This window comes from Labrenzia sp. PHM005 (assembly GCF_006517275.1).
Lineage (GTDB): Bacteria > Pseudomonadota > Alphaproteobacteria > Rhizobiales > Stappiaceae > Roseibium.
Map to the genome: position 1 here is coordinate 3092042 of NZ_CP041191.1, position 20542 is coordinate 3112583.

Consider the following 20542-nt stretch of genomic DNA (forward strand, 5'->3'; position numbering starts at 1 on the left):
ATGCGTAGCGGAATTTTAGGTTTCCTGATCGTTGCCTTGGCATTCCTGGCCTATACGTCGATCTACATTGTAAATCCGACCCAGCAAGCCCTGATCTTGCAGCTCGGCCGTGTCGACCGTGTCATTCAAGACCCGGGCCCTTATCTGAAGTATCCGTTCGTTCAGAATGTCGTTTATCTCGATAAGCGTATTTTGGATCTGAACATGAGCCCGCAGGAAATTATTGCGGCAGATAAGAAACGTCTCGTCGTGGACGCTTTTGCCCGTTATCGGATTTCCAATCCGGTGCTGTTCTATCAGCGTGTGAACAACGTGCGTGTCGCCAACCAGCGTCTGTCCACGTTCCTGCAGTCGTCGCTCCGTTCTGAACTTGCTAAGGCTTCTTTCGTGGCTGTTGTTCGCGATGACCGCTCCGGTCTGATGGAAAACATCCGCCGGGACGTTAGTGCCAATGCGGCTGAACTTGGCATTGAGGTGATCGACGTGAAGATCCGCCGTGCGGATTTGCCGGCGGCCAACTCGCAGGCGATTTATGCCCGTATGCAGACGGAACGTCAGCGGGAAGCAACGGAAATCCGGGCCCAGGGTGAGGAGCAATCCCGCAGGATCCGGTCCCGTGCCGACCGTGATGTGACGGTTCTGGTTGCGGAAGCCAACCGGGACGCGGAAATTATCCGCGGTGATGGTGATGCGGAGCGGAACAAGATCTTCGCCGAGGCATTTGGCGCCGATCCGGAGTTCTTTGCCTTCTACCGGTCGATGCAGGCCTACGAAGCTGGATTGCAAGCTGGTGACACGAGCCTGGTCTTGTCACCTGATTCAAGCTTCTTCCGCTTCTTCAAGGATCCGATGGGTGTAAACGCTCCGGCAGGCGGAAACGGTGCTGGCGGATCCGGAGGTGCAACAGGGTCGCCTTCGCTCGCCGCACAATGAGTGAATTGCTGACGGCCCTTGGATTGGTCCTGGTGTTGGAAGGGGTGCTTTATGCAATTGCACCCGGTGGCATGAAAAATGTCATGCGCAGTGCCCTTGAAACACCAGACCAGATCTTACGGGCCGTTGGGCTCGGAGCGGCCGCATTAGGCGTATTTCTTGTGTGGATCATCCGCGGATAGCGAAAAGTTTAGGGGCGGGAGGCGCAAAAACCTCCCGCCCGTTCTATATTGTATGGCAAGCCCTGGGTTCCGCCCAGTCTAGTTTGCGCTCTCACGACAGTCGATACGACTGGTATGGAGGAGAAAGCCCTATGGCTCTGAAGTTATTTAGCCGAGGCATGCCAAGAATTGCGTCCGCCACAGCTGTTTTGATGCTGGGCGGCATGATTGCACTTCAGCCGGTGCAGCCTGGCTACGCCCACGATGGCAAAGGACCTGAAACCGTAGCAGATCTTGCTGAAGAGCTGGCTGATGCGGTGGTCAATATTTCGACCGCACAAACGGTTCAGGGGCAACGCTCAGTGCCGATGCCGCAAGTTCCGGAAGGGTCGCCATTTCAGGAGTTCTTCGAAGAATTCTTCAACCGGCAAAACCGGGATGACGATCAGCAACCACGCCGGGTGCAGTCCTTGGGTTCTGGTTTCGTCCTGGACGGCAAGGCCGGCATCATCATCACAAACAATCACGTCATTGAAGGCGCGGATGAAGTCACTGCCAACTTCAACGATGGCACCAAATTACGTGCGGAAGTGATTGGTACCGATGAGAAAACAGATATTGCCGTTCTCAAGGTGACACCGGAAACGCCGCTGCAGGATGTCAATTTTGGCGATTCTGACGGCATTCGTGTTGGCGACTGGGTGATGGCCATTGGCAACCCCTTCGGTCTTGGTGGTACCGTTACTGTCGGGATCGTTTCAGCACGTAACCGCGACATCAACGCCGGACCATATGACAACTTTATTCAGACCGATGCATCCATCAACCGCGGCAACTCCGGTGGCCCGTTGTTCGATATGGACGGCAATGTGATCGGGATCAATACTGCGATCATCTCACCTTCTGGTGGGTCGATCGGGATTGGCTTTGCAATTCCGGCGAAGACTGCAATCCGCGTGATCGATCAGTTGCGCGAATTTGGGGAAACCCGCCGCGGCTGGCTCGGTGTGCGCATTCAGGAAGTCACCGACGAAATTGCCGAAAGCCTTGGTATGGATGAGGCCCTTGGCGCACTTGTTGCCGGCGTGACAGAAGATGGTCCGGCCGCGAAAGGCGAGATCGAAGCGGGCGACGTTATCGTCAAATTCGACGGCAAAACGGTCGAAGCAATGCGCGAGCTGCCGCGGATGGTCGCCGAAACCGCCATTGGCAAGGAAGTTGATATTGTTGTTTTGCGCAAGGGCAAGGAAGTTACCATCCGCGTGACCCTGGAGCGTCTGGAAGAAAAGCAAGTGACTGAAGCCAGTGCACCGGCAGAGAAAAAGGAAGATGAACCGGCTGAAACCAGCAAAGTGCTTGGCATGACATTGGCCGAACTCGATGATGAGCTGCGTAAGCAGTTCTCGATCGAAGACGATGTCACGGGTGTTGTTGTGACCGAGGTGGAAGCTGGTTCATCCGCCGAAGAAAAACGTGTGACTGCTGGTGATGTCATTAAGGAAGTCGCCCAGGAAGCAGTATCGACCCCTGCGGATGTGGAAGCGGAAATCAAGAAGCTGAAAGAAGACGGCAGACGGTCTGCGCTTTTGCTTCTGTCCAATCCGACGGGCGATGTCCGTTTTGTCCCGGTTCGGATCGAAGACAACTAGCTCCGATCTTCAACATACCTATAGAAAGGGCGCCTCGTGGCGCCCTTTTTTGTCTAACCAGAGTATGAAAATCAGCTCAGTATGAAGTCTGTTTCTGCGTACCCCTGGAAATAGAGCAGGGCGGTGAGGTCGCCGTGGTCGATGCGGAAGTCAGCGGCTTCTGCAACAGCGGGTTTTGCCCGATAGGCCATTCCCGCACCGGAGCGCTCGATCATGGCAAGATCATTGGCGCCATCCCCAACGGCTATTGTTTCATCGAACCCAAGGCCCTTTTCGGCGACCAGAGCCTCTAAACGCACGCGCTTGGCGTCTCGTCCCAAAATGGGTTCGGCAACCTTGCCGGAGAGTTTGCCGTCGTCTTCTAGAAGAATATTTGCCTGGTTTTCGTCAAAGCCAATCATGGCCGCGACCGTTCCGGTGAAATGGGTGAAGCCGCCCGAGACAAGAGCACAGTACGCACCATTTGCCTTCATGGTCTGTACCAAGGTGCGGCCGCCGGGCATCAGGGTAATGCGATTGCTCAAGACGCTGTCGATAGCTGACAGGGGAAGACCCTTCAACAGGCCAACACGCTCGCGCAAGGCGGGTTCGAAGTCGATTTCGCCCCGCATTGCCCGTTCCGTGATTTCCGAGATTTTATCCTTGAGCCCGAGTTCAGCCGCCAGTTCATCAATACATTCTTGCCGGATCATGGTGGAATCCATGTCGGCAATAAGAAGCTTTTTCCGCCGGTTTTCTTGAGACTGGACGAACACATCCACTGGGGCAGAGCCGATAAGCTCCCGCAGCTTTGTATCCGCGGCACTTGCATTTTCCCCCTGGAAGAGGATATCGGCAGCAATGCCGGGATTGAGTATTGTTGGCGGACTATCGGAGCCGAGGGCCTCTGCCGCCCGTTGAACCAGATCCTCTCCAACGGCAGGGGCGGTCGGGGTAGATACTAGAGTAGCAACGAGGGACATGGGCATTTCCTTTGAAACAGGGCCGAACAGTGGTCACGGCAAACGCGCCATCCTGATAGCGGGCCCAACAGCAAGCGGCAAGTCGGCCTTGGCAATTGAATTGGCAAAACGGGTCGATGGTGTCGTCGTTAATGCCGATTCCATGCAGCTTTATGAAGATTTGCGCCTTGTCAGCGCCCGCCCGTCTATTGAGGAAGAAACCGAAGTGCCACACCGGCTTTATGGTGTGCTGCCCTCATCAGAAGCCTTTTCGACGGGGGCATGGCTGCGCCGGATGTCGGCGGAGTTGGAAACGATCTGGTCTGCAGGTCAGGTGCCGGTGCTCGTTGGCGGAACGGGGCTTTATTTCAAAGCGCTAACCGAAGGGTTTGCAGAACTCCCTGAAATTCCAGACGCTGTTCGGGAACAAGCCCGTCTGCTCGCCGATGCAGAGGGTGTGCCGGCTTTGAAAGAAGCACTGGTTGCGGCAGGCGATGAACAGGCCGCGGAAACGCTGAATGATCCGCAGCGCCTTGCCCGTGCTCTGGAAGTCATTCTGGCGACCGGTCAGCCTTTGACCCGTTGGCAGAAAGAGCAGCAGTCATCTCCGGTTTTACAGGCTGCGGATTGCTTGTGTTTGGTTCTCGCACCGCCGCGGAATTGGCTTCATGAACGGATTGCCAAACGGTCAAAATTGATGCTGAGCGAAGACGGCATCCGGGAAGTTAAAGTGTTACTCGCGCAAAAGTTGTCGTATAAACTCCCGGCAATGCGCGCGATAGGGGTTAAGGAGATCGGAGCCTTTTTAACAGGCAAACAAGACAATGTGGAAACCGAATACCGCTTAATTGTTGCGACGCGGCAATACGCGAAACGCCAGGAAACCTGGTTTCGTAATCAAATGCCAGACTGGCAACGACTTGACCCGTCACGGGAAATTGATGCGGATGCAGTCGTAGTGGATTTCTTGACTGAGTGATGAAACCAGAAGTTTGTGCAATGCAATGAATGTTTCAAATTAACCTGTTGTAAATACGAATATTTTCAATGGTAATTTGTTATTATACTTTCGGCTGCCATCTCATTGGCACAATTCAGGGTTACAACGTCCGCAGCAGAACGAACGGGGCCCAAGAACCATTATCTTTGGATGTGTAGAGGCTGGCGTCGGGGAGGATAGAGTGCAGACGATATTTCTCGAAAACGATTCCGTGCGGCTGGTTCCCTTGTCCTTGTCAGACATCGGACCGGTGAAAACCCTTCATGCGGATGCTTATGGCAATCGCTGTTCGGATGGCGACTGCGCCTGTCAATCAGATGAAGCTGAGAAGCTCGTTCATACTGCACTTAAAAACCAGGAAGATCTTGGCGTATCCAGATGGAAAGTTGAGGCTGAAGACGGAAAGTTCTTAGGCTGGGCGGGGTTTGCGCCGCTGGCGGAAACGTCTGAGATCTGCCTGAGTTATTGTCTTTCCAAGGCTGGAGGCGACAATACTGATCTGCCACGTCGCCTTTGCAAAGCTCTGACGGAATGGTTCTTCAAAAAAACCTACTTTTCCCATTTGGTTGCGGCCGTCCGTGTCGATAACCGCGATATGCGGGAAGTCGTGCTGGAGACCGGGTTCTATCACCGGGAAAGCAAATTGATTGGCGGGATGCAGGCTGATGTGTTCCAGATGTTGAGCCCGTCGATGCAGACCTATTTGATGAGTGCCTGACCCACCCACCTTCAGGCGCATCAACGAAAAGAGCGGCACTCAAGGCGCCGCTCTTTTTGTCAGGTTGGAAACCGCTAGCGCTTAGACCGCTTGCAAGGCTCCCGGATTTGCTGCCTGGCGCCGCTGGGCCAGTTTGTTCATCGCCGACACATAGGCGCGCGCTGAGGCGACCAGCGTGTCTGTGTCTGCGCCTTTGCCGGTAGCAATTCGGCCGTCGGCCTCCAAGCGGACAGAGACTTCCGCTTGTGCGTCAGTGCCTTCGGTTACTGCGTGGACCTGGTAGAGGGACAAGGTGGCTTCGTGCGGCACGATTCCCTTGATCGCATTAAAGGTCGCATCGACTGGGCCGTCGCCGGTCGCTTCCTTGGTAATATGCTGGCCGTCCACATCCATGGTCAGGATTGCTTTCTGCGGACCGCCGGTGCCGGCAATCACCGTCAAGGCAATGACCTTGGTGCTTTCGCCCAGGATGTTGATTTCATCCTCGACCAAAGCTTCGATGTCTTCGTCATAAACATGTTTTTTGCGGTCAGCCAGATCCTTGAACCGGCGGAAAGCATCTTGCAAGGCGTTGTCACCCAGCTCAAAACCCAATTCTCGCAGCTTGTCACGGAAGGCATGACGGCCGGAGTGCTTGCCCATAACCAGGGAGGTGGCTTTGACGCCAACATCTTCCGGACGCATGATTTCGTAGGTTTCGGCGTTTTTCAGCATGCCGTCCTGGTGAATGCCGCTCTCATGGGCAAAGGCGTTTTTGCCAACGATGGCCTTGTTGTATTGGACAGCGAACCCAGAGGCGCCGGCCACCAGTTTGGATGCGCGCACCAGGTACTGCGGATCAATCTGTGTTTCATATGGCAGGATGTCGCCGCGGGTACGGACCGCCATGACAATCTCTTCCAGGGAGGCGTTGCCGGCGCGTTCACCCAAGCCATTGATGGTGCACTCAACCTGACGCGCTCCGCCAGCCACACCGGCCAGGGAGTTGGCAACCGCCAAGCCTAAGTCGTCGTGGCAGTGAACAGAGAAGATGGCCTGATCGGAGTTTGGCACACGCTCGATGATCTGCTCGAACATCGCCTTGTATTCATCCGGCGTTGCGTAACCGACAGTGTCCGGCAGGTTGATCGTGGTCGCTCCGCATTTGATGGCAGCTTCCACGCAGCGGCACAGATAGTCGATCGGGGTGCGGGTGGCGTCCATTGCCGACCATTCCACGTCATCAATCAGATTGCGGGAGCGGGTCACCGTATCGGTGATGATCTCCAGAACCTGTTCCTGGTTCTTGTTCATCTGAAACTGCAAATGAATGGGAGACGTGGAGACAAATGTATGGATCCGGCCTTTGCCGGCATATTTGACGGCTTCACCGCAGCGGTCGATGTCTGCGTGAATGGCGCGGGCCAGACCGGCAATGACCGAGTTTTTCGAGCGCTTGGCGATTTCCTTGACGGCTTCGAAGTCGCCATTGGAGGCGATCGGGAAGCCTGCCTCAATGATGTCGACGCCCATATCATCCAGGATCTCGGCGATCTGCAGTTTTTCTTCCAGGGTCATGGACGCGCCTGGAGATTGTTCGCCGTCACGCAAGGTGGTGTCGAAGATCCGGATCTGGTCCTTCTCAGAGGTGGCAGTCATGATGTTTCGTCCCTTAGCTGGATCGGGCCGTATTTAGGTCACTTGAGGGGCGCGCGATCCGATTGTTCTGATGCGGTTCTAAGAAGTCTCCCCTAAGTGCCCGTTCGCTTCAAACATGCGAACAGCCGACGCTCAGGGGCATCTAAGAAGGAGGAGATCGCCAAGTAGGAGGAGGCCGCCGCGCTGCAGTGTCTGCGCGTCGATAGAAGAAACGGCAATGTCGCGATCCGCGATCATGGGTCTTCTTACGGCCTTTGGTCATTCCAATACGGTGCGCCTTAGTCTGCTTGCAAAGCGTGACCGAGGCGTTAACGGATGTCGTTCATAAGACAGGATTCTTTTTGATGCAACTGGCTTTTGTGGAGCTTACGCGATTTGTTGGCAGTTTCAGTCCGCTGTGAACCGCATGCAAAAGGCCTCAAACGTTCGATTTGATCCAAATGCATCAACTGGTTTGATTGGATGCTTTCCGACAAAATTGGTAATCTGACGTAGCGGAAAATCTGAGGTGTTTTCCAATGCCGATAAGTTACGCCCGACAGCAGACCCTTCAAGGATTCGATTCCTCCGTTACCCCGAATTGGCAAATGGTGCCGGTTGGTGGACAACGGACACTGACAGTCACGGGGCATGGAACCTTAGTGCCGCGTGTAAATCCCACCAATATCGCAAATGTTGCTCTCAACAATTCGGGTGGCAGTGCACGGCTTGTGATTACCGGACGTGTTGCCGGAAAAGGGCACATCGAGTGGGTGCCCAATCTGGATCATACCGGTACGGTCGCTGCGGCCAACAAGCTTGAATTATCGGTCAAAGCCGAACGGCGCATTCAGACTGCATTTCACTATATTAAGGACAATGCAGGTCATACAACGAACCGCAATCGATCGGATCTAAACACGCTGATCACCGGGGTGAATGCGATTTTGACGACCCAAGCCAATGTGACAATGGTGCGCAAAAGTGCGGCCGTTGCCGAAGTGGCGCAAAACCTTGGTGCTGTGGTGCGCTTTTCGTCTCATTTGGAAGGTGTTGCGGCCAGTGAACATGAATGGGACGATGTGACTGCATTGGCGGATTCGACAGCAGATTTTAATGTCTTTTTTGTCTGGCAATACGAGCAGGACGCCACGCCCGCAGTGAACAACACCCGTGCTGGCACCATTGCGTCAGAGAAGAATTGTCTGATGGAAGACACTATGTCATCGCCCCACGCGGAAACGCTGGCGCATGAGACGGTTCATTTGCTCGGCATTGCTGATCATAGCGCCGCCCATCAGCACCTGATCGCATCGGGAGCACACCGCAATGGCCAGCTTATCAGCAAGAGCCAAGCCAATACGATCAATCCCTCTGGGACTTAAAATGCGGTGCTCCAGCCGATTGCGTTGGTTTCTGGTTTGCGTTTTGATGATGTCTGGAGGGGTCAGCATGGCTCAGACTTCTGAATTGTCCGAGTTGGTCGAAACTGCGCTGCAAAATCCAAGTCCAGTATCGGTGTCGGCGGTCGTTGCCGCCGGCGATTCCGCGGTGGCAGAGCTTGAGGCGCGTTTCAGCAGTGCGTCCGCCGATGAACGGGCCAATATCATCGGTATCTGGCGCGCGATCTGTACGCACAAAGCGGCATTGGCGCTCGCGCCCTTAATGTCGTCTGATGACTACGACACGCGGGTGCGGGCAAGTGCGGCGGCCTATGAATGTGTGAGAAAAAATGGGCTTCCGGATAATCCCGCGTTTAAAGAGGATGTCCTGGCCGCTCTCAATGGAGAGGCCGAAGCTGGCGGTTTGCTTTTGGCAAGCTATTTTCCTGAGAGCCAAGCGGGGTTGTCAAAACACCAAACTTCCACACGTCTGGTGAAACTCGACGCATCTGATCCCGCTGTACCAGTGGACTTGGTTACGGCGGTGGCACTTTCCAGACTTGGCGATCAGGATGCGCGCGGGCGGCTTGAAACCAAGATCCAGGAGGGCGATCCGGCAAACTTGGTGTTTTTGATCAAGGCGATGGCAGTGATCGACGCACCTGAAATACTGCACAGCCTCGCATCTGCCACACTGTCGAACGAAACCCCCGTCGGCGATGGCCTGCCGTCTGGTGTCACTCCGCAGCGGCGCGTGGCCGATATTGCGACAGAGTATTTTGTCCACCGGCTTAAGTTCGATCCGGGGTTTGAATTGGATCCGACCCGGCTTTACTCTCAAGATGAGCGTGGCTTGGTCGCTAGGAAAATCGCCGAAAAACTGCCAAATTGAACCTGTCCGGTTGTGCGCAACAGGGCCTATCTGGCGACAGAATAGGCTTTGAATTTCCTGGTGCCAGATATTGTTGCAGGAATGTATTTTTTGGACAATAACGAAGGAGGGCATGGCAATGCGTACGGCCTGGAACCACCGAAATTTTCCAGAAAAGTTTTTGGCCTGCATATTGGTGGCCGCCTGCCTTCCGATGCTAATTCTGCCAGCAGCCGGACAGGGGAACGGCAATGCCTGGACGGTTCAGCCGAAATTTGATGGCAAAAAGAAACTGCGCAAAAGCATCAGTGGCGCTGCCTGCGCTCCGGTGTCTCCGCCTGTTTGCCTGGTAGCGCTGGATGAAAAACAGCACACACAGTTTTTTACGATCCAGGACAAAACTATCGTTCCCGGCGCGGTCATGCGGCTGTTGCCGAAGAAGATTGACGGCGAAAAGACCGGTGAGATTGATGCAGAAGGTGCAGCCTATGGCGACGGGTATTTCTATCTAACCGGGTCGCACGGGCTAAGCCGGAAAAAAGCGAAGTACGACCCGTCTAGTTTTTTCTTGTTCCGGTTTCCCGTCACCTCAGAAACTGGATATCCCGCTTTTGAATTTTCGAAGAACTCCGTGGCGGGCGAAATTGAGCGCACCAACGCTTTGCAGGCGATTTTGAAAGGAGCTCCGGATCCGATTGGAAAATATGCAGAGCAGCCGCTCGGCGACGGAGCTGGGGGCGTCAATATCGAAGGTCTTGCGTATCGGAACGGACGGATCTTCATTGGCCTCCGCGGTCCGTCCGTTGATGGCACTGCCTTTATCCGAAGTGTCAATGCCGACGCGCTTTTTTCGGATAAGAAACCGGACCTTGAGACAATTGAGTTAGCAATTGGAACAGGCACAGGGGTGCGGGATCTGGCAGCTGTATCAGACGGTCTTCTTGTGCTGGCTGGGCCGGTTCAATCGAAGGGCGGGTATTCTGTCCATCATCTGGCTCTTCCCAGCGGTGCACTGAAGAAACTGGCTGATTTGGAGATGCCGGAGAAAGACCAGAAAGCCGAGACTGTTCTGGTCCTGAAGGAAGGTCCGGAAACCGTCAATATCTTGATCATGTATGACGGCGCCAAAGATGGCGGTCCGAGGGAGTACCTGCTAACCAAGTAAAACTTCCTGGTCAGAAGATGTTTTTATTGACCATATTGATCCCGCCGCCGGACCCAGGACATAGGGTAAGGCAAATCGTCTTCATGACGTCCCATTGGGGTCAGATCCAAGAGATTGTAGGCCATGTTGAGGATGTCCAGGCCCCGGCCATAAGTTGAGTAGCTATGGCCGATGCGGCCATCGTCTAATTTCAAGAACGCGCTGACGCCCGGCAATTCTTCTCCGAAAGTCGTTTCCTTGTAATTGTAACCATTGCCATCTGAGACTTCTTTGCCCGGAAAGGTCACTCCAAAATCTCTGCTGAAGGAATTTCCTGCTGTGGAGGCCCAGGTGAAAGACCAGCCAAAACGTTTTTGGTATTCTAGGAGCTTGTTAATGGGCGCGTTGGACGTGGAAATCAGCGCCGTGTCGCGAGCGGCCAAGTGGACATCCAAACGCTCATAATTGTCCGCCCAGAAGGAGCAACTCGGGCAGCCTTCCTCCCAGGTTTCGCCAAACATGAAGTGGTAGACGAGCAATTGCGGATGCGGCCCAAACAGCTCTGACAAGGTTTTCTTTCCATCAGCTGTCTCGAAAACATAATCTTCAGTCACCTCGACCATCGGCAAGGCGCGCCGGGCTTCTGACAACTTGTCACGTTCTTTGGTAAAGGCTTTTTCCTGTTCCAGAAGAACCTTGCGGGCGTCCAGCCAGGTTGTCCGGTCGACGAAATTCACTTCCATTGCGCAATCCTCCTAAGTCTATTACTTGGCAAGAAATCCGGTCATCCGGTGGAGGCAATCCGCCCAGCCGGTGCCAACACCAAGACGGGCGTCCTCAGTTTTTATGGCCTCGTGCCGCAGCCGCACTTGCGTGGCGCTTCCGGCCGCTTTGAAAGAAATGGAAACGAACGAGCGATCGGTCTCCTGCCGTGTGCCATCTGCGAGCTCGACAACGTGACGCCAACTGAATTTCAGGAGGTTTGGTGCCGCAATCTCCAGATATTCACCTTCCAGACGCTCCTGCTTTTCGTGGTCATTCTGCAGGACAAACCGCCATAATCCGCCGACCTTGAGGTCGATCTCAACGTCAGCCAGGCGGCCAGCCGGCAGGAACCAGCCATTGATTTCTTCGGGCACCGTAAATGCCTGGAAAACCCGGGCAGGTGTTGCGCGGAAAAGGCCTTCAACCAGGATAGGCTCCTGTCCAGGCGCGGATTTTAGGAAATCACTTTCAAGCGGTTGAGCTGTCATTTTTGAGTGTCCTCTTTGGCAAGGTGAAGGGCCAGAGCGTCAAATCGGTCAAGCCAGAAGGCTTCGTAGTTGCTGAGCCAGTCGACGGCTTCCTTGATCGGAGCGCCTTTCAGCCGGCAGTGTTTGGTCCTGCCGCGCTTTTCGATATCAACCAATCCAGCCTCTGAAAGAACGCGCATGTGTTTGGAAACCGCAGTCAACGACATGTCGAAGGGGGCGGCCAAATCGGACAGGGTTGCTTCGCCATTCGCAAGCCGGGCGACAATGGCGCGGCGGGTGCCGTCGCTGAGTGCGGAGAAGGTGGCGTCAAGTTGCTGCATATCGCTCATGTATTTTAGTGAACTAATTGGTTGAGTATCATGCCCGTCGAATATAGTCAACCGATTGGTTGAGTGTTTTCTCGAGAGTTGATTTGGCCCAGTTCAGAGGGTCTTCCTATGAGAATTGGATTATTCCGGCTGGCGCGCACCACCGCACCACCGACGCCTGAGACAGGCAGTCGGCGCGTTCCTGGCGGACAGTATGTCAGCTATTAGAGGAAGAGCTCACCGCGGGCGATCAGGGTCGCCTGGCCGCCAATGCGGACGGCATGCATGCCGCCGTTCACCATATCGATTTCCAGATCGATCAGGGACGGGCGGCCCATTTCAAAACCCTGTTCAATGCGAATGTGGTGAGTGCCCGCGGTTAGACCATCATAATGCTTGATAACGCCTGCAAAGGCAGCCGCGGCCGAGCCTGTCGCTGGATCTTCGGTAATGCCCATATCTGGGGCAAACAAGCGGGCATGAAAGGCGCTGTCATGGGAGCGTGTTTCACGGCAATAGACGTAAGCGTCGTTGTGCTCTTCGTTGCCGAAACCCTTTTTCCACATGGCGGGTACTGGTTTGGCGCGCGCAAGCGCGTCCAGATCGCGGACAGGAACAAAAGTGAACGCCGGGCCGACTTTGAAGCGGGACGGAGCGTGATTCTCAAAACCGATGTCTGACGGCTCCAGATCCAGAGCAGCAGCAATCAGTTCAAGGTTCTGGGTAGGGCCAGCTGATTCCGGCAATACGGGCACATCAAATTCGGCAAAGGCGGCGGCATTTTCCCGCAAGATCACCGCACAGCGCACGGTTCCGATCTTTTGTTTCAAAACAACCACAGCATCCTGTTCACCGGAGATGTCACCAAAACGCTCCACGGCCATCAGAATCGCAGTGCCAACGGTCGGGTGACCGGCAAAGGGAAGTTCCACTTTTGGGGTGAAGATCCGCATAGAGGCAGATTGCCCAGGATTTTCCGGCGGAAAGACAAACACGGTTTCGGATAGATTGAACTCGCCCGCGATCTTTTGCATTTGCTCGTCGCTCAGGCCGTCACTGTCCAGAACAACTGCGAGCGGATTGCCCGCAAGTGCTGTGTTGGTGAAGACGTCCAAAATCGCGTAGCGACGGCTCATGCGGTATTCTCCTTAGAGTTCGAACTCCTTAGCGGTTCGAATGTGAGCGGACTTTTGCATGTCTTCGCAAGTCCCGCCAGACCCTTGCGGCGTTTGTTGGTGAACAAACTCTTGCCGGAACAAAAAATGTGGCAACCCGGTCACGCCAGAAGATACCGTCCGAGGTCTCTGGCATAGGGTACAATTGCCGGGTCATCCAGGTCATCAAGGGTCTTGATGATCCTGACATCTGCCAATTCTTGTTCTGCTGACGCCTTTGAGTGAACATTGATTGCCGCTCTCAGGTCTTCTGCCGGACGATCGCAATCAAAGACTTGTGAAACGCTGATGCGCGCACCGTCAAAAATGATCAACAGCTCTCCGTGTTTCAATTGGTGAGTTGACAGGCCAGTTTCCTCTTCTAGCTCCCGCGAGATTGAGGCCTGCATATCAATCGATCCGCTGTTGGTAATATCAGACGGATCAAGATTGCCGCCCATTGGGTAGATCAGGCCAGCAGTTGCGGTATGCGGAGACATGACCCCGTAGAGCAAAGCGCCTTCGGGCGAACGTAGAACAGCAGACCCGAACAGATTGAAGGTCGTGAGGTTCGGGGCACCCCAATCACGCCAGGTCAGAAAAGCGGCATAAGAGCATTCGGTGCAGGTTCCGGATAAAACACCATCTTCAAACCTGTGGTCCGTCAGTTTTAATGTTCTACCATTCCAGAGCTCTGGGATTTGCCGTTGTTTTTCCGCGAAGTATTCTGAAATGGCCGCCTTGTTGGCAGCTTCAAAAGCCCAAGGTTGGCCGGAGATTGTCAAATCTATTTTTGAAACCGGATAAACGGCCGGCTGCAGACGCTTCTCCATGAGCGGCATGAAACGGCCGGGTGCCATCTGGCTTGGCTCATGTCCGGTGGTTTCATAACCGCATCGTTCGTAAAAGCCGCCGGCGTTGACCTCGCTACGAAGAGCAATTTTTGTGTAGCCTTGTTGCCGCGCGCGGTCTTCGCTGCGCATTAGGAGCAAGGCGCCGATACCTGATTTCTGTACTTGCGGAGCGACATACAGGTAATCGAGGTCGACCCTGCCATTGGCGTCGTGTTTGGCTCCAGAAAAGGCGACAGGGGTTCCATCTTTTTCGGCGACGATTCCATCCAGCTCCAAAAGGAGATCTGGCGTGATTTGCCAGTGCTTGCGCCATTCCCGCATCAGCTCTTCCGGGTACCCCCAGGAAGCTTTTGCAAGATGCATGATGGTGGTGAGGGCCAAGGCATCCTCGGGACGTGCAGGGCGGAGTTTTAAAGACATGGCAGGCCAATCAGGAAAGGTTCGAAAGGCCTAGCCGTTGAATGTGAAAGTTGCAAGCTGGTTTGATGCCTACTTGATGAATGTGCCGTTCTGCAGTTCGGTGACCGCCTGAACCAGCTCTTCGCGGGTGTTCATCACAATGGGGCCATGCCAAGCGACCGGTTCCTTGATCGGCGCGCCAGAAACCAGCAGGAAACGGATGCCGTGTTCTCCGGCATGGACAACGATTTCATCGCCTGTACCGAAGATGACCAATGTTCTGTCTCCGGTCTCGTCTCGGATTTTTAGCTCTTCTCCGCCAAATTCCTTTTCGGTTAAAACCCCGAACGGATCGGAAGCTCCTTCAAACTTTCCTGACCCTTCAAAGATATAGGCGAAGGTTTGTTTGTAAGTGTCGACCTTGAAGCGTTTTTTTCGGCCAGCCGGCACATGAATGTCCAGATACTGCGGCTCCGCGGCGATCCCATCAACAGGACCTCTTTTGCCCCAGAACTCACCGCAGATGATCCGGGCTGATGTGCCGTCATCGTCTGTAACCACAGGAATGTCCTTGGCTTCGACATCCTGGTAACGCGGGTCTGTCATTTTGTGCGCGGATGGCAGGTTCGCCCAAAGCTGGAAGCCGTGCATCCGGCCCTGGGCGTCGCCCTTTGGCATTTCCTGGTGCATGATCCCGCGTCCGGCGGTCATCCATTGCACGTCGCCGGCACCAAGATTGCCTTTGTTGCCCAGACTGTCGCCATGTTCGACGGTACCGGCCAAAACATAAGTGATGGTTTCTATGCCGCGATGGGGATGCCAGGGAAAACCAGCCAGATAGTCTTCCGGCCGGTCATTGCGGAAATCGTCCAGCAGCAGGAACGGATCTACCAGCGCCGGATCCTGAAATCCGAACGCGCGCTCCAGTTTGACACCGGCGCCTTCCAAGGCCGATTGGGTTGTGCCGATATGGGTGATAGGCCGGATTGACATGATCGTTTTCCTGAAATCTGCAATTGTCTCGAAAATAGCGGGTTTGCGTGCGAAACCCAGAGGCGGGCTGCTGGACGCAGTGTTTCGCTTTGAGAAACAATAGCCTCTGGTTTCAGCTGACAAGATGTGTCAGGAAACCTGAGACCTTGCATCTTGCAGACCGTTCAACCACATGCAACCTTGCGCGCCCTAACAGGTGCCCTCTTGCGGCCGTCCGGTCTTCTTTTAATATTCTCAAATGGTTGGAACTTTATGCCGCCGATCCTCTCCGTTGAAAATCTGGAAAAAACTTATGACGGTGGCTTTCAGGCGCTGAAATCCGTCTCGCTGGAAATTCAAAAGGGCGAGGTGTTTGCGCTTCTTGGACCAAACGGGGCAGGCAAGACCACTTTGATCAGCACTATTTGCGGCTTGGTGCGCCCGACATCCGGTGCGATCACTGTTGGCGGGCACGATGCGTTGAAAGACTTCCGGTCCGCCCGCCGGATGATTGGCTTGGTACCGCAAGAAATGCCGACGGCACCGTTTGAGATTGTCGGCGATACGGTTGCGTTCAGCCGCGGTCTGTTCGGATTGAAACCGAAGCCGGATCTGATTGAGAAAATCCTGAAAGATCTGACACTTTGGGAAAAGCGGAAAAACCCTATTATGGCGCTGTCCGGCGGCATGAAGCGGCGTCTGCTGGTGGCCAAAGCGCTGGCGCATGAACCAGAAGTTCTGTTTTTGGACGAGCCGACAGCCGGGGTTGATGTGGAGCTGCGCCACGACATGTGGCGGATCGTCGGTGAACTGAAGGACAAGGGTGTCACGATCATTCTGACAACCCATTACATCGAAGAAGCCGAGGAAATGGCCGACCGGGTCGGTGTGATCAACAAGGGCGAGATCATCCTTGTTGAGGACAAGAAAGAGCTGATGCAGAAGCTTGGCCGCAAGGTTCTGACGCTTTCGCTCAATGCCGCAATCCAAACACTGCCACCAACTCTTGAGAAATACGATCTAACCCTGTCAGAGGACGGTGGCAGCCTGACCTACACGTATGACACCCAAAGGGAGCGAACCGGAATCACGGCGCTGCTGACAGACCTCTCCGATGCGGGTGTTCATTTTCATGATTTGCAGACGGATCAATCTTCGCTGGAGGATATTTTTGTCGATCTGGTCAAGAACGGGGAGTAGGGCATGACGATTGAATTCAAAATCCGGAAGGCGCGGCTTGATGAGATCGAGGCCTTGACCGACCTGTGCATGCGCTCCAAACAGTCGAACGGCTATGATGATGCCTTTATGGCGGCATGCGCTGAAGAGATGACGGTTCAGGAAAGCTGGATCTTGGAGGACGATTTTTGGGTGCTGGAAGCTTCGGATGGCGCGTTGGCAGGCTGTATTCGGCTGGAAACGAACCAAATGGAGCGCACCGGCGAACTTGCCACCTGTTTTGTCGACCCGGACTTTCAGGGCAAGGGTGTGGGGCGGAAGCTTTTTGAAAGTTTCATTACTAAAGCCAAAGACCTTGATCTGAAACACATCTGGTTGGACGCAGATCCAAGCGCGGAACCTTTTTATGCGCGGATGGGATTTGTCACCACCGGCCGTGCACCGTCCGGTTCCATTCCAGGCAGAACCTTGCCGCGGATGGAAATGCCTTTAGAGACCGCCAATCTGGAGCAAACCTCATGAATTTCGAAGCGGTCAAAGCGATCTATCTGACCGAGATGGCCCGGACACGGCGGACCGTCATGCAGTCGATCATTTCTCCGGTGATTTCCACGGTGCTCTATTTCGTGGTTTTTGGGGCAGCGATCGGATCGCGGATCACGGAAATTGATGGGGTGTCTTATGGCGCCTTCATCGTACCCGGGCTGATCATGCTGTCCTTGATGACACAGAGCCTTTCCAATGCCGCGTTCGGTATCTATTTTCCGCAGTTTACCGGTTCGATATACGAAATCCTGTCCGCGCCTGTGTCGTTCTTGGAAATTACGGTCGCCTTTGTCGGGGCCGCGGCGACCAAATCTATTCTGGTCGGCTTGATCATTCTGGTCACCGCCCATTTCTTCGTCGACATCGAAATCCAGCATCCGTTCTGGATGGCGGCATATTTCCTGTTAACGGCGGTTACCTTCGCGCTGCTCGGCTTCATTATCGGCATTTGGGCCGACAATTTCGAAAAACTACAGTTTATTCCGCTCTTGATCGTCACCCCATTGGCGTTTTTAGGGGGGAGCTTCTACTCCATCACCATGCTGCCGGAGATCTGGCAGAAAGTGACCCTGATCAATCCGGTGGTCTATCTCATATCCGGTTTCCGCTGGAGCTTCTATGGTCAGGCGGATGTGTCGCTATGGCTTTCGCTTTTGATGACCTTGGTTTTTCTGGGGGGAGCACTTGCAGTCATTCACTGGATCTTTAAAACCGGGTACCGGTTAAAGCCGTAGAGCGTCAAATCGGAACATGGGATCGATGGTGAGTGGCAAGATGGTGACCTCGCAGCTCCTCCGCAAATTAGCGGTGATTGGTATGGCTGCGTCTCTGGCAGCCTGTCAGACCGTTGCCGCACCATCGCCTGGCAATACACCGGTTGCGCAAGGCACCGCCGCGCAAGCAACTTCGGTTCCCACCATCGGCTATGCACCGGCAACGGCTCAGGAGCGGGGTTATTCGGCTCTGGTCCTGGACGCGGTGACCGGCGAAGAGCTTTATGCCGACAACGCCGACGCGCCGCGATATCCTGCATCGCTTACCAAAATGATGACGCTCTATTTGCTGTTTGAAAGTGTCAGTTCTGGTGAAAACAGATTATCGACACCCCTGGAGGTGTCCGGTGTCGCCGCGTCCCAGCCGCCGGCCAAGATTGGCTTGAAAGCTGGCAGCACACTCACCGTGGAACAAGCGGCCCGAGCCCTGGCAGTCAAATCCGCCAATGATGTTGGCGTCGTTGTTGCCGAGAACTTAGCCGGCAGCGAAGCAGCCTTTGCCCGTAAAATGACGCAGAAAGCCCGCGCGCTGGGCCTCAGCCGCACGCGCTTTGTCAATGCCACCGGCTTGCCCGATCCAGCTCAGGTGACGACGGCCCGCGACATGGCCAAACTCGGCATCGCCTTGAAACGTCAATTTCCGCAGTATGCCAGCTACTACAGGGCGACATCATTCACCTACAATGGCCGCACATTCCGCGCGACCAACAATCTGCTTGGCAAGGTTCGCGGCGTTGATGGGCTTAAAACCGGCTATGTGCGGATGTCAGGTTACAATCTTGTAGCCACCGCCCGGCGCGGCGGCAAACAGCTGATTGTTGTTGTCATGGGCGGTACGTCAGAACAGGCGCGTGACAAGGAAGTTGCCCGGTTGATTGAAGCGCATTTCTGAGGATAGGTACCTTAGAGAGACGCCGTCGCTGAATTATTCAGATCAGCTCTTATGAACCGGTTCCGTCCGGTTCGTTTCGCCTCGTAAAGACAACGATCCACTGATGCCATCAAGTCCTCAACGGACAGGTCGTCTCCGTTTCCATAATACAATCCCGCGGACGTGGTGACCTGGGCCTTTTGCCCATTCCCAAATTCAAACGTCTTGGTTTCGAGAGTCCGTAGGATCTGATCCGCGGCCTTTATTGCGCGTTGAAATGAAAGATCGTTGGCGATTATTGCGAATTCCTCGCCACCTAACCGCGCCACAAAATGTGGTGCTGGGGTATTTTCGGACAGGATATGGACAAACTCGATTAATACCCTGTCGCCGGCGGGATGCCCAAATTGGTCATCCACCGATTTGAAATGATCCAGATCGAGCTGCATCAGAAGGAAGTTGCTCGTTTCGTCGGACGATAGCTTGAGTGACAAGTATTGATCAAAAGCACGGCGATTGTAGGCTCCGGTCAACGCGTCTCGCAAGGCTTCCTCTCGGTTTTCCAAGGCATTACGCTCATGGGTCATGGCAAACAAAAACGTGCCATTCAGGACAGTAAAAACGATGCCTGCAAGCAAATGCACGGTTAACACCATCTCATGTGTTGCCCAGGTAAACGGGAGAAGACCAAACAAAAATAGAAGATGAATGACCAGGGCCAGAATGTGGACTATTGCGGATAGCAGCAAACCGAAGCGAGATGTCAGCCTACGGACATCCGGCTGCATAAGACAGTGAATTGCGGCCGCACAAGCTGCAATCACCATGATCTGCCGAACAACGTCGCTATAGATGACGTTGTTGTTTGTTATGGCGGGCAGTGTTGCCGTGAACAATAAGGCGCAACTGCCATAAAGATACCTCTTGGAAACACGGCGATTTGTGAGTCCGTAGATTGCTTCATAGTAGTAGAAAAACGTGGGGGCGATCAGGATATTGCCAGCTTGAAGCACGACATTTCGGTCAATAGCTATGCCTGTAGTGGAAAGGAAAAGCGACGTAACGCCATACACATAACACAGTGCCCAGCTGCGCCAGTAGGTGCGACTTGGATCGATGTATGCTGTCAAGATTGTGGCGCTGGCAAAAATCGCGCCGTACAGTAAATTTACGAAGTATAATGTTACCAAGTCCAATGTCATGCGTGTTTGCCTAATAAATTGATTTATTCGCAAATTGGCAGATCTCTTGTATTTGTATAAATTAAAATATTAGCTAATTCGTTGTTGTTATTTTTTGGGGTGTGTTGCTATTTTCGTATGCGACTTTTCTATTTTTGTCTTTCTTGTCTATAAGGCGTAGGGCGCTGCTTGTTTTCGCAATTCAGCGCGACGGCCTCGGCAAAAAACATGGCTGTGTTTTGCAGGTTTAGGAGGCCGTCATATAATTGTTTCCTTATTGGCCGGCATAGGCCCTGACGGGTAAGGAGTAGACGCCTGCTAATCACCCGCGGCATCGGAGCTTTGTTGTTACACAGCTGATTTAATTGTTTTGGACGCGCCAACTGCCGGCAAATTCATTGGAATTGAGAAACGTAGAACTTGGCACACGGGAGGCACTTATTGCCAGTTCTGCAAATGACTACAGGCTTCTTACAATCCAAATCATGAACATTTGACTTGGTTTCCGCGCTTCTGAGCCATTGGCCCGCTCTGGGGGGCATGTTGTCGGGCAAGTCGGAATAACTCCGATCAAGGACGTTACACAACTTATCAGCGCGTATTTCTGATCGCCCAGTCAGCTGTATGTATTTGTGT

At 54.1% G+C, this 20542-nt stretch carries 21 protein-coding genes; 12 read left to right on the forward strand and 9 right to left on the reverse strand.

Annotated features, from left to right (window positions below):
• From hflC to FJ695_RS13895, 3 genes are all read left to right on the forward strand, one after another.
• On the forward strand, positions 1–933 hold the full coding sequence (hflC, locus tag FJ695_RS13885) for a protease modulator HflC (RefSeq protein ID WP_141186011.1): 933 nt from the start codon (positions 1–3) through the stop codon (positions 931–933).
• The gene (locus tag FJ695_RS13890) at positions 930–1115 is read left to right on the forward strand and encodes a DUF2065 domain-containing protein (RefSeq protein ID WP_141186012.1); all 186 of its coding nucleotides are present in this window, start codon (positions 930–932) and stop codon (positions 1113–1115) included. The genes hflC and FJ695_RS13890 overlap by 4 nt, the downstream gene beginning before the upstream one ends.
• Positions 1116–1246: 131 nt before the next feature.
• Complete coding sequence (locus FJ695_RS13895; protein WP_168206369.1) at positions 1247–2743, forward strand: Do family serine endopeptidase; 1497 nt, start codon at positions 1247–1249, stop codon at positions 2741–2743.
• Positions 2744–2814: 71 nt separating this feature from the next.
• Here FJ695_RS13895 and serB read toward each other — a convergent pair whose 3' ends face one another.
• A complete protein-coding gene (gene serB / locus FJ695_RS13900; RefSeq protein ID WP_141186013.1) occupies positions 2815–3705 on the reverse strand; it encodes a phosphoserine phosphatase SerB in 891 nt (296 codons plus the stop codon).
• Between serB and miaA the strand changes: the two genes are divergently transcribed.
• On the forward strand, positions 3704–4663 hold the full coding sequence (gene miaA, locus FJ695_RS13905) for a tRNA (adenosine(37)-N6)-dimethylallyltransferase MiaA (protein ID WP_141186014.1): 960 nt from the start codon (positions 3704–3706) through the stop codon (positions 4661–4663). The two genes, serB and miaA, sit on opposite strands and share 2 nt — an antisense overlap.
• Before the next feature lie 202 nt (positions 4664–4865).
• Complete coding sequence (locus FJ695_RS13910) at positions 4866–5402, forward strand: GNAT family N-acetyltransferase (protein ID WP_209010653.1); 537 nt, start codon at positions 4866–4868, stop codon at positions 5400–5402.
• Positions 5403–5483: 81 nt separating this feature from the next.
• On the opposite strand, the gene FJ695_RS13915 is transcribed toward FJ695_RS13910, so the two are convergent.
• Complete coding sequence (locus FJ695_RS13915) at positions 5484–7040, reverse strand: 2-isopropylmalate synthase (protein ID WP_141186015.1); 1557 nt, start codon at positions 7038–7040, stop codon at positions 5484–5486.
• Positions 7041–7558: 518 nt separating this feature from the next.
• On the opposite strand from FJ695_RS13915, the gene FJ695_RS13920 reads away from it, so the two are divergent.
• From FJ695_RS13920 to FJ695_RS13930, 3 genes are all read left to right on the forward strand, one after another.
• Entirely contained in the window at positions 7559–8404 is an 846-nt protein-coding gene (locus tag FJ695_RS13920) for a hypothetical protein (RefSeq protein ID WP_141186016.1), read from the forward strand.
• 67 nt (positions 8405–8471) lie between these two features.
• The gene (locus tag FJ695_RS13925) at positions 8472–9293 is read left to right on the forward strand and encodes a hypothetical protein (RefSeq protein WP_141186017.1); all 822 of its coding nucleotides are present in this window, start codon (positions 8472–8474) and stop codon (positions 9291–9293) included.
• Between the two features lie 118 nt (positions 9294–9411).
• Positions 9412–10437: a DUF3616 domain-containing protein gene (locus FJ695_RS13930; RefSeq protein WP_168206370.1), complete on the forward strand. Its 1026-nt coding sequence runs from the start codon at positions 9412–9414 to the stop codon at positions 10435–10437.
• Positions 10438–10460: 23 nt separating this feature from the next.
• Here the strand turns inward: FJ695_RS13930 and FJ695_RS13935 are convergent, their stop codons facing one another.
• The 6 genes from FJ695_RS13935 to FJ695_RS13960 all read right to left on the reverse strand — a co-directional run bounded on the left by FJ695_RS13935 (position 10461) and on the right by FJ695_RS13960 (position 15377).
• Positions 10461–11159, reverse strand: coding sequence for a DUF899 domain-containing protein (locus tag FJ695_RS13935; protein WP_141186019.1), 699 nt, complete (start codon positions 11157–11159; stop codon positions 10461–10463).
• Positions 11160–11180: 21 nt separating this feature from the next.
• On the reverse strand, positions 11181–11669 hold the full coding sequence (locus FJ695_RS13940; protein WP_141186020.1) for an SRPBCC domain-containing protein: 489 nt from the start codon (positions 11667–11669) through the stop codon (positions 11181–11183).
• The gene (locus FJ695_RS13945; protein WP_141186021.1) at positions 11666–11989 is read right to left on the reverse strand and encodes a helix-turn-helix transcriptional regulator; all 324 of its coding nucleotides are present in this window, start codon (positions 11987–11989) and stop codon (positions 11666–11668) included. The genes FJ695_RS13940 and FJ695_RS13945 overlap by 4 nt, the downstream gene beginning before the upstream one ends.
• 212 nt (positions 11990–12201) lie before the next feature.
• On the reverse strand, positions 12202–13113 hold the full coding sequence (locus FJ695_RS13950; RefSeq protein ID WP_141186022.1) for a PhzF family phenazine biosynthesis protein: 912 nt from the start codon (positions 13111–13113) through the stop codon (positions 12202–12204).
• Between the two features lie 140 nt (positions 13114–13253).
• Positions 13254–14405 (reverse strand): GNAT family N-acetyltransferase, encoded by a 1152-nt coding sequence (locus FJ695_RS13955; RefSeq protein WP_141186023.1) that lies wholly within the window; start codon positions 14403–14405, stop codon positions 13254–13256.
• A gap of 69 nt (positions 14406–14474) precedes the next feature.
• Entirely contained in the window at positions 14475–15377 is a 903-nt protein-coding gene (locus tag FJ695_RS13960; RefSeq protein WP_141186024.1) for a pirin family protein, read from the reverse strand.
• 252 nt (positions 15378–15629) lie between these two features.
• On the opposite strand from FJ695_RS13960, the gene FJ695_RS13965 reads away from it, so the two are divergent.
• The 4 genes from FJ695_RS13965 to FJ695_RS13980 all read left to right on the forward strand — a co-directional run bounded on the left by FJ695_RS13965 (position 15630) and on the right by FJ695_RS13980 (position 18746).
• The gene (locus tag FJ695_RS13965) at positions 15630–16556 is read left to right on the forward strand and encodes an ABC transporter ATP-binding protein (protein ID WP_141186025.1); all 927 of its coding nucleotides are present in this window, start codon (positions 15630–15632) and stop codon (positions 16554–16556) included.
• 3 nt (positions 16557–16559) lie between these two features.
• The gene (locus FJ695_RS13970) at positions 16560–17057 is read left to right on the forward strand and encodes a GNAT family N-acetyltransferase (protein ID WP_141186026.1); all 498 of its coding nucleotides are present in this window, start codon (positions 16560–16562) and stop codon (positions 17055–17057) included.
• Complete coding sequence (locus FJ695_RS13975; RefSeq protein ID WP_141186027.1) at positions 17054–17815, forward strand: ABC transporter permease; 762 nt, start codon at positions 17054–17056, stop codon at positions 17813–17815. Before FJ695_RS13970 ends, FJ695_RS13975 begins: the two co-directional genes overlap by 4 nt.
• An 82-nt stretch (positions 17816–17897) precedes the next feature.
• Positions 17898–18746: a D-alanyl-D-alanine carboxypeptidase family protein gene (locus FJ695_RS13980; protein ID WP_371708783.1), complete on the forward strand. Its 849-nt coding sequence runs from the start codon at positions 17898–17900 to the stop codon at positions 18744–18746.
• Positions 18747–18757: 11 nt separating this feature from the next.
• Here the strand turns inward: FJ695_RS13980 and FJ695_RS13985 are convergent, their stop codons facing one another.
• Positions 18758–19927, reverse strand: coding sequence for a GGDEF domain-containing protein (locus FJ695_RS13985; RefSeq protein ID WP_141186028.1), 1170 nt, complete (start codon positions 19925–19927; stop codon positions 18758–18760).
• Positions 19928–20542: the final 615 nt, after the last annotated feature.

What these genes read in the sequence shown, in the direction of transcription:
- hflC (WP_141186011.1), top strand. Translation starts at nt 1, where the DNA reads ATGCGTAGCGGAATTTTAGGTTTCCTGATCGTTGCCTTGGCATTCCTG.
- FJ695_RS13890 (WP_141186012.1), top strand. Translation starts at nt 930, where the DNA reads ATGAGTGAATTGCTGACGGCCCTTGGATTGGTCCTGGTGTTGGAAGGG.
- FJ695_RS13895 (WP_168206369.1), top strand. Translation starts at nt 1,247, where the DNA reads ATGGCTCTGAAGTTATTTAGCCGAGGCATGCCAAGAATTGCGTCCGCC.
- miaA (WP_141186014.1), top strand. Translation starts at nt 3,704, where the DNA reads ATGGGCATTTCCTTTGAAACAGGGCCGAACAGTGGTCACGGCAAACGC.
- serB (WP_141186013.1), bottom strand. Translation starts at nt 3,705, where the DNA reads ATGTCCCTCGTTGCTACTCTAGTATCTACCCCGACCGCCCCTGCCGTT.
- FJ695_RS13915 (WP_141186015.1), bottom strand. Translation starts at nt 7,040, where the DNA reads ATGACTGCCACCTCTGAGAAGGACCAGATCCGGATCTTCGACACCACC.
- FJ695_RS13920 (WP_141186016.1), top strand. Translation starts at nt 7,559, where the DNA reads ATGCCGATAAGTTACGCCCGACAGCAGACCCTTCAAGGATTCGATTCC.
- FJ695_RS13925 (WP_141186017.1), top strand. Translation starts at nt 8,472, where the DNA reads ATGGCTCAGACTTCTGAATTGTCCGAGTTGGTCGAAACTGCGCTGCAA.
- FJ695_RS13930 (WP_168206370.1), top strand. Translation starts at nt 9,412, where the DNA reads ATGCGTACGGCCTGGAACCACCGAAATTTTCCAGAAAAGTTTTTGGCC.
- FJ695_RS13935 (WP_141186019.1), bottom strand. Translation starts at nt 11,159, where the DNA reads ATGGAAGTGAATTTCGTCGACCGGACAACCTGGCTGGACGCCCGCAAG.
- FJ695_RS13940 (WP_141186020.1), bottom strand. Translation starts at nt 11,669, where the DNA reads ATGACAGCTCAACCGCTTGAAAGTGATTTCCTAAAATCCGCGCCTGGA.
- FJ695_RS13945 (WP_141186021.1), bottom strand. Translation starts at nt 11,989, where the DNA reads ATGCAGCAACTTGACGCCACCTTCTCCGCACTCAGCGACGGCACCCGC.
- FJ695_RS13950 (WP_141186022.1), bottom strand. Translation starts at nt 13,113, where the DNA reads ATGAGCCGTCGCTACGCGATTTTGGACGTCTTCACCAACACAGCACTT.
- FJ695_RS13955 (WP_141186023.1), bottom strand. Translation starts at nt 14,405, where the DNA reads ATGTCTTTAAAACTCCGCCCTGCACGTCCCGAGGATGCCTTGGCCCTC.
- FJ695_RS13960 (WP_141186024.1), bottom strand. Translation starts at nt 15,377, where the DNA reads ATGTCAATCCGGCCTATCACCCATATCGGCACAACCCAATCGGCCTTG.
- FJ695_RS13965 (WP_141186025.1), top strand. Translation starts at nt 15,630, where the DNA reads ATGCCGCCGATCCTCTCCGTTGAAAATCTGGAAAAAACTTATGACGGT.
- FJ695_RS13970 (WP_141186026.1), top strand. Translation starts at nt 16,560, where the DNA reads ATGACGATTGAATTCAAAATCCGGAAGGCGCGGCTTGATGAGATCGAG.
- FJ695_RS13975 (WP_141186027.1), top strand. Translation starts at nt 17,054, where the DNA reads ATGAATTTCGAAGCGGTCAAAGCGATCTATCTGACCGAGATGGCCCGG.
- FJ695_RS13980 (WP_371708783.1), top strand. Translation starts at nt 17,898, where the DNA reads ATGGCTGCGTCTCTGGCAGCCTGTCAGACCGTTGCCGCACCATCGCCT.
- FJ695_RS13985 (WP_141186028.1), bottom strand. Translation starts at nt 19,927, where the DNA reads ATGACATTGGACTTGGTAACATTATACTTCGTAAATTTACTGTACGGC.